Origin of the sequence: Qingrenia yutianensis (genome assembly GCF_014385105.1) — a bacterium.
In the GTDB taxonomy this organism is placed as follows: Bacteria; Bacillota; Clostridia; order UMGS1810; family UMGS1810; genus Qingrenia; species Qingrenia yutianensis.
In genome coordinates this window covers 108972-122894 of the sequence record NZ_JACRTE010000005.1, presented here as the reverse complement: position 1 = coordinate 122894, position 13923 = coordinate 108972, and the positions used below count along the sequence as shown (strand labels likewise).

Genomic DNA, 13923 nt, shown 5'->3' with positions numbered 1-13923 from the left:
TAAATGAGAACATATCAGGTAAACGAATCAAGCTTTTATATCGATGAGCCGTATGTGAAAAATAACACTTTTATCGGCAAAAATGCGGAAAACGAAGATTTGCCCGAATACGAAAAAATTAAAAATCTTCTTCCCGTGCCGATAATGGACGGATATGAAAGTACGCTCGACTGCTATAACAAGGTGTGGAAACTTGCGTTTGCAAACCTTAAAAAACCGTTTGAAAACAGCGGATTTGTGACAAATTTTATCGACGCGGCATTCAACGGTGCGATTTTTATGTGGGATACGTCGTTTATTCTGATGTTTGCAAAATACGGACGGCGCGCGTTTGATTTCCAGAAAACGCTGGACAATTTTTATGCAAAACAGCACCGCGACGGCTTTATCTGCCGTGAAATACGCGAAAGTGACGGCGGTGACTACTTTGCGCGCCACGACCCCATAAGCACGGGTCCCGATATAATGGGTTGGTGCGAGTGGGATTACTACATATCGACGGGTGATGAAAAGCGTCTTGCAAGCGTGTTCGACCCGCTTATGGCTTATCATAAGTGGTATATGGAAAACCGCACCTGGCGCGACGGCAGTTATTGGTCGTCGGGCTGGGGGTGCGGAATGGACAACACTCCGCGCCTTATGAAAGGCTATGACGTAAGCTTTTCGCACGGGCATCAGGTGTGGATTGACACCTGTTTTCAGCAGGTTTTAAGCGCAAAATGCCTCATAAAAATGGCAAAGGTGCTTAAAAGAAGTGATGAAACTGAATTTTTGAAAAACGAAATAAAAAATCTTGAAAACATCATAAATACCGAACTTTGGGACGAAAAAACCGCGTTTTATTACGACAAATGGCGTGACGGACGTCTTAACGGCGTTATGAGCGTTGCGTCATACTGGGGACTTATTTCGGGTTCTGTGCCGGGCGAACGGCTGGACAGGTTTGTATCGCACCTTGAAAACGAAAACGAATTTAACCGAACCCACCGCGTGCCGTCACTTTCCGCGTCGGACGAAAATTTTGTTCCGACGGGCGGATACTGGTGCGGTGCGGTGTGGGCGCCCGCAACGTATATGATTTTAAAAGGGCTTGAAAACTGCAAAAAGACGCGTCTTGCGCACGAAATAGGCTTAAATCACGTTGAAAACGTTGTAAAATGCTTTGAAGAAACGGGTACGGTGTGGGAAAACTACGCGCCCGACATCTTCGGCAAAAACTCGTCCGCGCGCGGTGATTTTGTCGGCTGGACGGGACTTGCGCCCGTTGCGGTACTCATTGAATACGTCCTCGGCATAAAGGGCAATATCAGCGAGAACAAAATTGTGTGGGACGTAAACCTCACCTGCCGTCACGGAATAGAAAATTATCCTTTGAAAAACGGCGAAACCGTGAGCCTTATTTGCGAGGCGCGCAAAAGTGAGGACGAAAAACCCGTAATTTGCAAAATCGGCGCGGACGTTGACGTATACATAAACTGGAAAAAGGGAAATTTTAAAATTTAGTTTACTTTTCTCCCGTTTTGTATTAGTATATAACTATACACATTTGCACGGAGGGGAAAATTTTTGAAATCAAAGTTTTACCGTCAAAACAAGCTGTTTGTAAAGTTTTTTGTATCATATTTGATTTTGCTCTGTTTTTCGCTGACGATTTTCGCCGCGGCATATTTCAGTTTTGAAAAGGACAAAAAAGAATATTTTTATCAGTATAATATTTCTATGCTCGAACAGTCCAAGCATATCATAGAAAATTATATCACTGAGGTTGAGCTTATTGCCGACAATTTTGAGTCGAACCCCGTTATTGCGGACCTTTGTGAGGGCAGACGGAGCATAGACGAATTTAAGGGAAGCAACTATATCGAGCTTAACCGAATACTTTACGAAATCCGTTCGCGCGCACGCGTTGCGGACAACGTTTATTTATACATAACAAAGGACGAAACGGTTTTGTCAAGCTCGGAGGTTATGAGCGCAAAAACGTTTTACAACTCAAATCCGCAGTATAAAAAGACGGAGTATTCCGATTTTGTGTCGTCGTATTTAAACGTTTACGACTACAAAAAATTCAGCGGTACGGGTATGACGGACAGCCTTTCGGGCGCGTATATCACGTATTCGCAGAGTTTTCCGCGAAACGACTATAAACGTTCGGATTTTAAGCTTCTCATACGCATTGACGGCGAGAAAATCAGCAAGGTTTTAAACCCCATTTCGGGCGGAAACGGTGCGCTTACGCTTATTCTCGACAAAAACGGAGAGGTTATTTACAAAAATTCAAGCGAGATGAAATCCGACCCGAAAAAGCTTGTCAAATATCTTTCGCAGAGCAGTGACATCATCGAACTTTCAAACACAAACGAAATGCTCACATACACAAAATCGACGGGCGAAAACGGCTGGATTTACATTGTTGCACTTTCAAAAGACGTGTTTTTAAGCGAGATTACAAAGCTTAAGCACCTTGTTCTTTTGTTTTCGCTCGGATATTTAATTATCGGCGTGTTTATTGCACAAATGCTTTTGAAGAAGAATTATCAGCCGATTAAGCACGTAATCGACAAGCTCAGCCGAAACGGCGCGTTTGAAAACGACTGCCGCGACGAGATGGATTTTATTCATTCGGTGGTTGAGGACCTTACCATAAAAAACAAGAAAATGGACGCGGTTATATCGCGCCAAAGCGAGCAGATGAAAAGCGCCGCGCTGGGCGATATTCTGACAAACAGCGCAAATTCCGCGGCGATTGACGAGATGTTCAAAAAATACAATCTGCCGTTTATATACGAAAATTATGCCGTTGTTGTGGTGAACGTAAGCGATATAAAAAGCTATTCCGACGACGAAAAAAGCGTTATTTACTACGCAATAAACAATATGGCGGACGAGCTTTTCAACACGCTTTATCTGTACGAAAAAATTATTGATGCGTCGGGGAATATCGTATTTATGGTAAACGTTGAGGACGAGAACGAGGAGGCGTTTATCGAGGACGTTAAATTTGTCTGCACGCTTTTGTCCGACATTATGACAAAGGAATTTTCGGTGCGCGTGGGAATTAGCATAAGCTCGCTCAAAAAGGGGATAGAGAGTCTTGCAAATTCGTATAACGAGGCGATTACCGCGCTTTCGGCAAGCTGTGAAAACATCACCGACTACCGCGACATTCAGTCCAACCGTGCGCTGAAAATGATTTCGGATATTGAAAAATATATCGACGCGCACTATATGAACAACAACCTCAGCAACACCGTTATCGCGGACGAATTTAACATCACGGGGCAGTATTTGTCGGTGCTTTTTAAAAAGCATAAGGGCGAAAATCTGCAAAACTATATCGCACGCGTGAGGGTTGACTACGCGAAAGAGCTTTTGAAAAATGATAAATATACCGTTTTTCAGGTCGCCAATATGGTGGGATATTCAAACGATATAGGCTTTATAAGGGTGTTTAAAAAGCTGGAGGGCATAACCCCCGGAAAATACAGACAGATGAATACAAATAAGGAAAACTGATAAGAAAAGTGAAAATAATAAAAAAGCAATAAGCAAAATAAAATCCCGTCTGCGTTATGCAGACGGGATTTTTGGTTTTGCTTCTTATTTTACTGTAATTACAACCTTTTGTTCGCTTTCAATCCACTCAACTTTTGCGCCGAGTTCTTCTGATATAAAGCGTATGGGTGTATATGTGCGGTCGTTCTCCACAAAAGCGGGGGAGTCGAGTTTTACCTCTTTGCCGTTTACAACGGCGTTTTCCGCGCCGATTGTGATGAGAATTTCCACATCTTCGTTTGTTTCAAGGTTCTTGCCTTTTATTGTCACAAGCTCTTTTTCTTCGTCCCACAAAACTAACGCACCGAGGTTTTCGGCTGCAAATCTTGCAGGGAGCATTGTGCGGTTGTTTACGATTTTCGGTGCAACGTCGTTCGATTTCTCTGTTCCGAAAACAAGCGCGTCTTTATTGCCGATTGTGAGGATAATCTGTTTTTCGCTGTTATCATTTGTGCTTTCAGTCCATTTCGCGTAAAGCGTGATGTTCTTTGTCACCTTTTCGGCAAAATCGTATTTAACCGTCAAATTCTTGTCGGAATACCAGCCGTCAAACACAAAACCGTCTTTTTTAGGTTCTGCGGGTTCTTTTGCCGTTTCGTTCTTTTTAACAGTCCGGCTTGCAATTTTATCTGCGCCGTTTGTGTTAAACGAAACGGTGTAAGACGATACCGATGAGCTTCCGCCGCCACCGCCGTTTCCGCCCGATGAGCCTGACGGAGTAAGTTTTACGGTGTTTCCGATAATACTGTAATTGTTGTTTGCATAGCTTATTTCAACTGTGTATTCCACGCCGGCCGCAAAACTTCCGTTTAACGTGTATGTCTTGCCGTCCGCGCTCTCTTTTACGTCTGTAAGCTCTGTTGTAATTTCGCCTGCCTTAACGGTGAAGTTTTCTTTTGTAAGACCTTTTACCGCCTTGTCAAGCAAAATTGTAAGATACGATTTTTTCGCTGTGCCTGCGCTTGCCGTAACGCTTATCGGTGTAACGGTAACGTTTCCTTTTTGGTATTCAATCTCGTAATTGTCCGACGTAAATCCGCTTACGCTTGTTTGTTCCGTATACGTTTTTGCGTCGCTTACGTTTGTTATTCCGTTGTACGAAAATTCGGGTATGCCGCCGAGAACGTCTTTTGTTTCGTTGTTTTTAAATCCTGTAAATTCAGGTTCAAGTAACGGCATTTCCGCACCGTATTCAAAGCTTACATCTTTAACTCTAACGGTGAGGGGAGCCTTTGTAACATCAAGAGTACCCGTTCCGTCAACCGTGAATGTGAGGTTTTCGTTTTCGTATGTTCCCAAAACAACAACGATGTCATACTGTCCGACTTTTGCGTTTTCTGCCGTTCCACCGCAGCTAAATCTTGCATTTTCCGCGAGCGATAAGAGAATATCGTCGGAAACGAGCGAGGTCTGCATTGACGGTACGAGTCTGAAAATCGGTTTGTCGCCGTAAACCTTTGTAATGTTTTTGGGTATTACTGTTATATTTGCTTTGGTGATATACATTGTCGCCGTTCCGCCGCCGACAAAGCTTTTGTCCGTTACCGTGTAGGTTACGCTGTATGTGCCTGCCTTAATCGGCTCTGTAACCGTCGGGTCGGCGGTGAGAACGTATTTGACCGTAACATTTTCTCCGACTACGGGAGTAAAGCCCGAAACGGGTTCAAACGAAATTTCCTGTCTTTCGCCGTTGTAAATTTTAACGGTGTCTGTCGGAACAAGTGTTATGTTCGACTGTTTTACCGTGATGTCAAATGTTGCCTCCGCGTTGCCGTAGTTTTCGCCGGCAGTTGCGGTGATTGTTGCCGTGCCTGCGCTTTTTGCCGTAACCGTGCCGTTTTCGTCAACCTCCGCAACGTCGGTGTTCGAGCTTTTCCAGGTTGCATTTATCTTTGTGTTGCCGTAGAATGCGGAAAGATTGAAGCTGTCGTTTACATATGCCGAGCTTGTGCCGGTAATGTAAAGCTTTGCATCTGTCGCGCCTGTAATTTCAAGCACGCCTGTGTTGTCGTAGGCAAACTTGTAGTTTTCGGCATATCCGCCCGAAATCGTGATGTTATATTCGCCTACCGCGCTTGACGCGTTCGCGTTAACCGTTGCGGTGGGTTCGTATAAAAGTACGCTTTCGTCCTCGCCGTTTATAAATCCGTCGTATATAAGTTTAAATACGGGGTTAGCGTCACCGTATGCACGGCTTGCGTTCTGCGCTTTGACGGTGAGATTTGCTTTTTCGATTGTGAAATTCTTTGTAACCGTCAGTGTTTCGTAGTTTTCACCCGTGATTTCAGCAATCGCGGTGTAATTTCCTGCGTTTTTCGGAGCTTCCTCCTGCGGAATGTAAATTCTCGTGCCTGCGTATGTGATTTTTGCGCTTGTGTTGTCGGGAATATCCGTAACCGATGCCGAAACTGCGTCGCCGTAAGTAAACTTATTGTTTATCTGAATTTTGCCTGTTGCCTGTGCCTTGGCAATTACAAGCGTAGCACGTGCCGAGCCTTTGTAGTTCGGGCTTAATGTTTTAACCTCAACCTTGTATTTGCCTGCGTTTGCCGGAAATTCCTCACTGCCGTCGTATGTTACCTCAAAGTTGCTTTCAGCAATTCTGTCATCGCTCGGAATAACCTTTACTTTGCCGAGCGTACTGCCGAATGTCTGTTCGAGACAGTCAAAATCAAACGTGATGTTTTTCGGCATTGCGGTAAATATCACTTTGGACGAAATATCCGAGTAGTTGTCGCTCGTCTTAACCGCCGTGATTTCAATTTTGCCCGTTCCTTCAACAAAAACTTCGCCGTCGTTTGTTATGCTTGCTTTTCCGTCGGTCACTTCCCACGAAACGGTTCCGTTGTCCGCGCCGCCGAAAGCTTCGAGTTTAAATCTGTCGCCGTATTCAACAGTTCCGGGAAGTCCTGCGATTACAAGCTGGCTTTGCGTTGCGTTTTCAACCGTCACCGTGATGCTGCCATGATCGGTGATGTAGTTTGTGCTGTCGATTGAAATTGTCGCGGTGTATGTTCCTGCCTCGTTGGGTGCTGCATCGTAGCTTACGCTGAAATCTTTAAAAATTCTGCCGTTTTCGTCGGTTGCGGAAACGTTTATTTCCTTGTCTTTTCCGTCGTATACAAACGTTGTCTGACCGACTGTGAAATTAACTTTCAAAGGTTCGATAGCTGCACTTGCCGTTGCAGATGTTTCGCCGAGCGTATAGTTCTGTGCTTTTGCGCCTGAAAGCCCGCTTGCGGTGAATGTAACCGTCTTGTTTTCGCCTGCGTCCGCGCCGTCAAATTCCGCCGTGCCGGCAATGCTTACAAAGCCTTTGTCGCTTTCGATTACATTGCTTATTTTGTCAACGTTTGCCTGTGCGTTAGCCGTGCCGTCATATTTTTTGTCCGATGCCGAAATTGTGAAGCTTTCAATTTCAATCGGCGAAATATCAACAGTTGTCTGCAGGCTGTTTGTGCCGAGTGTGTATTTTTCGCTGTCGCTGAGTGTAATTCCGCTTACGTAAACGATTTTGCCGTTGCCTGCGTCGGAATTTATCATTGAACCCGACGCGCTCGCCGTAACGGTGTCGCCGTTTGCGAAGTTTGCAAGAGAAATTTCAACTTCAACGCCGTTTTCGCCGTTGTATTTTCTGTTTGTTGCTGCCGCCGTCGGTGTTAAAATTCTCTTTTTCGCCTCAAAAGTTTTAATTGCGGTGCGGTCGGTGTAGCCGTCCTTTTTGCTTGTCGCTTTAATTGTCACCTTGCCGACGCCGTTTACTTTAACTTTTGCAATTCCGTTATCTTTGATGATTTCGGCAAATTCCGCACCGTTTACGATTTCATATTCAACGCCGCCGTTCGCGCCGGTTGCCGAAATTTCAAATGTGTCGCCGTAGTAAACGTTTTCGGGAACGTTTTCAACCGCGAATATATCCTGTGACGCGTTTGTGATTTTGAGCACCGCGTTAAACGGTTCAACCGTGTAATTTGCGTCTGCGCTCTCGGTAAGTTCAATGCTTATTGTGTATTCGCCGACGTTGACCGCCGTATTTTCACCGTTGTATTTAACGGTGTAGTTTGACGGGTCGAAAATTCTGCCGTTTGCCATTGCCGATACGTCAACTGTCTGTGCCGTTCCGTCAAATGTGCGCGTGGTAACCTTTGCGCAGATAACCGTAACAACCGCTTTTTCGATTGTGCCGTCCAGCGTGCCTTTCAAATCGTCTGCATTGTCCGACAAAACGTATTTGTCGGCATTTTTGCCGGAAATATCCGTAATTTCGTAACTTACCGTTCTGCCGCCTGCATTGGGTTGGTCAAATTTCGCAGTGATTTCCGCTTTTACAACGTCTGTCGGGTCAACTTTAAATTCGTCTTTCAAAGTTGCCGTAACGGTTGCATATTTTGAGCCGTCGTAAGACTTTGTTTCAGCTTTTAATTCAAAACTGTCTTTTGCAAGTTCTTTTTTAACGTTAACCGTACAGCTTGCGTAAACGGGAGTTGTGCCCTCCATTGTGCTTGTTGCGGTGATTGTCGCCGTACCGCTCTTTTTAGCGGTGATTTCGCCGTTTTGGTCAATTTCCGCAACGTCCGTGTCGGAGGAATGGAAAGTTACCGTTGACGCGTTTTCGTTTGCAAGCGTGTTTGTGAATTTTTCGCCCGATTTAACGTTTACAATACCCTTTGCAAACGAAATGGGTTTCTGCGAAAAGTCGCTCGACGCTTTGATGTCCATAAAACCAATGTTTGTATAGGTATTCATATCGGGAATATCCGTGCTGTTTACCGTGTATTCGTTTGCAAGGTAGTAGCATTTTGCGCTTTCGCTGTTAAGCGAAACAACATATAAATATCTGCTTGCCGAAACGGTTTTTCTTACGGGTTCTGCAGACGCAAGTTTGCCCGAGTTTTCGTCAACGAGATAGTATTTAACGTCAAAATCGTCGTTTGTAAGCTTTTTTGAGTCGGGTGTAGATACCGTTATTTTTCTTTCAACACCGGGCGAATATCTGTGTTCGGTGTCTGAAACGTTCAAACTGTTAAGCTGTGACTTGGTGATGATGACCGTGTGGCAGGCATCTGATTTATCTTCGTAGTTGACGTTGCCCGAATAATATACTGTAAAATTGTGAGCTGTATTTGCGGTAAGCGTATTCGGCAGATCAAATTCAAAACTTCCGTCATCTTTGAGATCTACGCTTTCGTTGTGTTCAGAGGATATGCCGGATGCAACATATTTTACCGTTATCTGTCCCGTCGGCGCTTTTGCGTTTGCTGCAATGCTGTTTGCGTGCAAAACTCTTCCGGCGATTTTTTTGTCTTCCTCATAGCCGTATGTTTCTTCAAACGGTATTGAATATTCATACTTAACGTCCGCTTTTTCTATTGTAAATTCCGCCGCACAGTCGTTATATGCATTGTAGGTGGGTGTTGAATTGATTATTACATAAACCTTGTATGTTCCGGGTTCTGTCGGCGCTTCTGCCGTGGGAAGGTCAAAACTTCCGTCCGGCAGTTTTTTTGCATATCCTATTTCGCTTGCTTTAAGTCCCACAGCGGAACCGAAAGTTACACTTTTCGGTGTTCCGTCGTAAACAAGCGATGAGGGCAGTGTAACAACAAAATCTCTGCCGGCTGCGGGTGTAGCTTTTACCAAAGTAAAATTAACGGTTCTTTCTCCCGAATAACTGCCGTCGGCTTTTGCTGTAACTGTGACATTGTAAGCCGTGTTGGGGAAGAGTACCGTTTTCGGAACGGTGATGTCAAAAAAGCTTGTAACGTCAACACCGTTGTCAAACACCTGAACATCGCTTTCTTTAACCTGTATGCCCGGAGCGTACGTGAGTTCGTAAGGTGCGTCTTTTCCCTTTATCTTAATCGTTATGTCGTTGTTATTTTCGATAGATTTTTTCCCTACCGTGACGGATACATATTTTCCGATTCTATATCCGTCGTTTCCTACTGCATAAACGATGATATTATCGTATGTTCCTGCCGGAACTTTGCTTAAAGTGAGTTTGGAGTTTTTGCTGCTTTGTTTGCTCTCAGTCCAATCGCACGTCAAATTTCTCGGCAAGTCTACCGTATATGTCGCGTTTCCGCTTTTAACACTTGCGTTGATTATAACGTCGTCGGGATAAACCGCGTTTTTACTCGCCTCGTCAAGCTTGACGGTGAATTTTTGTATAGGCGCCTCCGCTATGACAACGTTATCTATATATTTCTGGTATGTTTCGTTATAAAAGTAATCAAATGCGTACTCATTACGGGAATCAATATAGGAATATCCGCGGTAACCAAGCGTTATATCATCATATTCAAGAAAGTCTGCCAATGTGCAGTCCGGCGCAGTAACGCTCAATTTTTTAATTTTGACCATAGGTTCGCCATAATTGGGGTCTTTCAATCCGCTGATATCGGCGGATTCGTCCGCCAATGTCAGCTTGTCAATGGTAGGACCCGGATGGGATTTGAGATATCCGTTCTTTCCGAGCGTAATGTTTCCTATACTATTATTAAACTGGTAGAGGCACACGTTGTTTTTAGGGTCTATTGTATCTCTTGATATTATCATAGAGTAACCGTTTGTAAATGAAAGCTGGTATTTATAGTTAGAAGCGTGAAGGCTCGTATCGCCCGAAGCAAAGTAGAAAGTTTTGTCCTTCACTTCAAGGTTGTGATCAAGCACAATATCTTCATATATACGCACTTCGTACTGATAGCGCGGACTGCCGTCATCAAGTCTTGCAATATCGTCGAAAGCAGGTATGGCATTTATCGCCTCGTCTATGGTTTCAAAGTATTGGTTAGTCCACGACCAATCTGACAAATCGGTTGCGGAAAGCTTAACCATATTTATACCGCAGATTGTGCATCGGCAGGTTGTTGCATCGCTTTCGTCATCTTCTATTTTGTCCTTGGGGTGACTGCATTTAACAACGGTAAACTCCGTTTTAGCTTGGCGCAATGCGTCACCGACAACGTGAACGTAGAGCGTAAATGTTTCGCCTATGTCGATTTTATCGGGATCTTTCGGCACATAATCTTTTGAAACAGATACTGTAACGGTTTTCTGATCCTCCGAAAGAGTTGCCGTTATATCGTCAAGTCCGTTTTTTTGCACGTAAGCCTCAAGCTTTTCATCACTGTCAAAGGTTATATTAAATGTTCCCTCTTGACCTGTGTAAATTTTTACACCTTCGGGCGAAACGGTCGGCGAAGGCTTTGCAGGCTCGTCGCCCGCCTCTTCGATTTTTATTTGTTTTGCAGGTGTATCGCCCACCATATATGTACCGTAGCCGTATTCATCGGGTGTATATTGCACGTCGGACAGTGTTCCGCCGATTTCGGCTGCACCGACAATTTTGTTGGAACTGTTGCCGCCGAGAAGTGTGATTTCTTCGGCAAGGTCAACTGCCCTTATTGTTCCCGATATGTCAATGTCGGGAGAAGAGGTTTTAAATGTGCCGTTTATGCCGACTCTTGCACCGCTTATTTTTAAGCTTGCCGATTCGTCATCAACATACACCGTTCCGTTAACGGCGAAATCCTCGCCGTCAGGTGCGGTGATTGTTGTGTCGGCGTCGGTAACTGACAAATTGACGTTTAATACGCCGTTTTTAAAGACAACCTTATCTCCGGGAGAAGTCGCAATATCTATTAAGATATCGTCGTTCACTGCGGAAATGGAGTGCCCCTGCATATCTATTGTCAAGGCAGTGTATATATCTACACCGGCTTGCAATACGGCATTGTTGAGCAGTTTGATTGTAACCGCTTCACCAAATGCGGCCTCAAACGCATCTTCGAGGGTTTCGTATTCTGTACTGCCTATTTTTGCGACAGGATTGTCGGCGGCAAATATCGCTTGCGGAAACAGCGAAACAAGCATTATCACCGACAACAGAATACTGATTAGTCTGTTTGGTTTTGTCATTGTGTGTTTTTCCTCCTATAATATTTTTAAATTTATATATAATAATACTACAATATAGAGATATTATATCATACTTTTTTCGGTTTGTCATCATACCAAAGTGTGATATATGCAATTCTTACAAAAATTTTTCATATTTTTTTCTGTATCCGCTAGGCGGTGTGCCGAATTTTTTGCGGAAAAGACGGCTGAAATAAAGCGGGTCGGCAAAACCCGTCATATCACTGATTTCCGAAACGTTGAGATTTGTGTTCGACAACAGATAGCACGCCTTGTCGAGCCGAATTTTTGTCAGATACCCGTGCGGTGTGAGGTTTGTCACCTCCTTGAACAAATGCTCAAACCGCGAACGGCTCAATCCGCAAAGCTTTGCGTACTCCTCAATTTGTATGTTTTGCGCAAAGTCACCGCGCATTTTTTCGATTATGCCGTAAATAAGCTTTTGCGGCGGCTTTTCCGCGTTTGTGCCGGACGTTGCAAACCGCGAAATTTCCGCGATTATTTCAATGAGTTTTGCCTCGCAAATCATTTCGTACCGGCGGTTTTTGAGCGTTTTCTCTTTTATCATTTCGTCAAAAAGCTCGGTTATTCTGTGTCCGCCTGTAAGTGTATACACCGATTTTATCCATAAATCCGCGCGCTTTAAAATTTCCTCCGCGCCTATGCCCGAAAAGTGCACCCAATATGTTTCAATATCGGGCATATCAAAGGTGTAGCACTGCTTTTCGTGCGGTTTGTAAATTATAACGTCGCCTTTTTTTGCGAGTATGTTTTTGCCGTCCGCCTCTGCCTTTAAAACGCCCGAATTAACGTAAATAATCTGAAAATCCACGCGTCCGCGGCTTCTCAGCACGGTGTACGGATTGCCTGTAAGGTGCGACCGCTCACAGCTGTTTATACTCAAAAATTTTGCCGATGAAAAATTTGTTTTATCCTGCCTTTCGGTATAATATTTTTGCATAATTTTATCTCCTTTTACATAATTTTAACACGTTTTTGATAATGTGTCAACAGCATAATTGTCCATATAAAATTTAAAAAAATCCATTGTAAAATTTTTAGGCACATATTAAAATGAAGAAAAAAATACAAGGAGCGGTGAAAAATGAAATTTGCTTTTATCGGCGCCGGAAGCTTGCAGTTTACCACAAGCTGTATGCGCGACCTTTTGACGTTTGAGGCGTTTAAGGACGCGGAATTTGCGCTTATGGACACAAACGCGGAAAATCTTAAAAACATCACGCACGTCTGCGAAAAAATCGCGGAGGTTATGGAGTGCCCGAGGGTTAAAATCACCCCGACAACTGACAGGATTGAGGCGCTCAAAGGCGCGGACGGCGTTTTGTGCACGGTTTTCAACGGCGATGTTGACATTTGGCGCCACGAAATTGAAATTCCCAAAAAATACGGCGTTGACATAAACGTGGGCGACACAAGGAGCGTTTCGGGAATTTTCCGCGCTCTGCGAAACATTCCGCTTATGCTGTATATTTGCGCCGACATTGAAAAATACTGCCCCAATGCGGTGTTTTTAAATTACACAAATCCTATGGCTATGCTTTGCGGAGCTATGCAAAAGCACTCAAACGTTGAAGTTACGGGACTTTGCCACAGCGTACAGGGCACGGTTAAAATGCTTGCCGAGTGGCTGGAAATTCCGAAAGAGGAAATTGTTTATAAATGTATGGGCGTAAACCACCAGGCGTTTTACACAGTGCTGAAGCACAAGGGAAAAGACCTTTATCCTCTTTTGCGCGAAAAACTCAAAGACGAGGAATTTTACAATAAAGAAATTGTACGAAACGAGATGTTTTTAAAGCTTGGATATTACGTCACCGAGTCGAGCGGACACAATTCCGAATATAACCAGTGGTTCAGAAAACGTCCCGATTTGATTGAAAAATACTGCACGCACGGCACAAACTGGAATCCGGGCGAATATGCGTTTTCGTTAAATCTCCGCCTTGACAGAAAGGCAAATACCAAAAAGCAGTATGACGAATTTTTGGAAAAAGGCATAGATAAGGAAAAAAGCATTGAATACGCGGCGAACATTTTCAATGCGCGCCTCGGCGACGGCAAGCCGTTTGTGTTTAACGGAAATGTGCTCAACCACGGTTCAATTCCCAATCTTCCGTACGACGCGTGCGTTGAAGTTCCGGTTGTTGCCGATTTTATGGGATTTAAAACCACGATAGCGGGAAATCTGCCCGAACATCTTGCAATTTTGGTCAACACAACCGCGAGAATAGAAAACCTTGTTGTCGAGGCAGCTATGAAAAAAAGCAAGGAAATGGTTTACGAAGCTGTTTATATGGACCCTCTTTCGTCGGCAGTGCTGAGCCTTGACGAAATACGGAATATGTGTGACGAAATATTTGAAAAGAATGTTGATTATCTCGGCGATTACAAGTAAAAATTAAACATTTTCTGTGACCGTACTTTTTT

Annotated in this window: 5 protein-coding genes; 3 read left to right on the top strand and 2 right to left on the bottom strand. The window is 44.1% G+C overall.

The features are described 5' to 3' along the window. Window positions 1–3: 3 nt before the first annotated feature. Together H8706_RS06035 and H8706_RS06030 are read left to right on the top strand one after the other, a co-directional pair. On the top strand, window positions 4–1503 hold the full coding sequence (locus H8706_RS06035; RefSeq protein ID WP_262431894.1) for an MGH1-like glycoside hydrolase domain-containing protein: 1500 nt from the start codon (window positions 4–6) through the stop codon (window positions 1501–1503). A 63-nt stretch (window positions 1504–1566) separates the two neighbouring features. Then, entirely contained in the window at window positions 1567–3516 is a 1950-nt protein-coding gene (locus tag H8706_RS06030; RefSeq protein WP_262431893.1) for an AraC family transcriptional regulator, read from the top strand. A gap of 84 nt (window positions 3517–3600) precedes the next feature. Here the strand turns inward: H8706_RS06030 and H8706_RS06025 are convergent, their stop codons facing one another. Next, a complete protein-coding gene (locus tag H8706_RS06025; RefSeq protein WP_262431892.1) occupies window positions 3601–11475 on the bottom strand; it encodes a stalk domain-containing protein in 7875 nt (2624 codons plus the stop codon). Window positions 11476–11593: 118 nt separating this feature from the next. Continuing rightward, window positions 11594–12436 (bottom strand): AraC family transcriptional regulator, encoded by an 843-nt coding sequence (locus H8706_RS06020; protein ID WP_262431891.1) that lies wholly within the window; start codon window positions 12434–12436, stop codon window positions 11594–11596. A gap of 144 nt (window positions 12437–12580) precedes the next feature. Between H8706_RS06020 and H8706_RS06015 the strand changes: the two genes are divergently transcribed. Next, window positions 12581–13891, top strand: a complete 1311-nt coding sequence (locus H8706_RS06015; protein WP_262431890.1) for a family 4 glycosyl hydrolase — start codon at window positions 12581–12583, stop codon at window positions 13889–13891. The last annotated feature ends 32 nt before the right edge of the window (window positions 13892–13923 follow it).

Coding starts and splice junctions, on each gene's coding strand:
- H8706_RS06035 (WP_262431894.1), top strand. CDS start 4: ATGAGAACATATCAGGTAAACGAATCAAGCTTTTATATCGATGAGCCG.
- H8706_RS06015 (WP_262431890.1), top strand. CDS start 12,581: ATGAAATTTGCTTTTATCGGCGCCGGAAGCTTGCAGTTTACCACAAGC.
- H8706_RS06020 (WP_262431891.1), bottom strand. CDS start 12,436: ATGCAAAAATATTATACCGAAAGGCAGGATAAAACAAATTTTTCATCG.
- H8706_RS06025 (WP_262431892.1), bottom strand. CDS start 11,475: ATGACAAAACCAAACAGACTAATCAGTATTCTGTTGTCGGTGATAATG.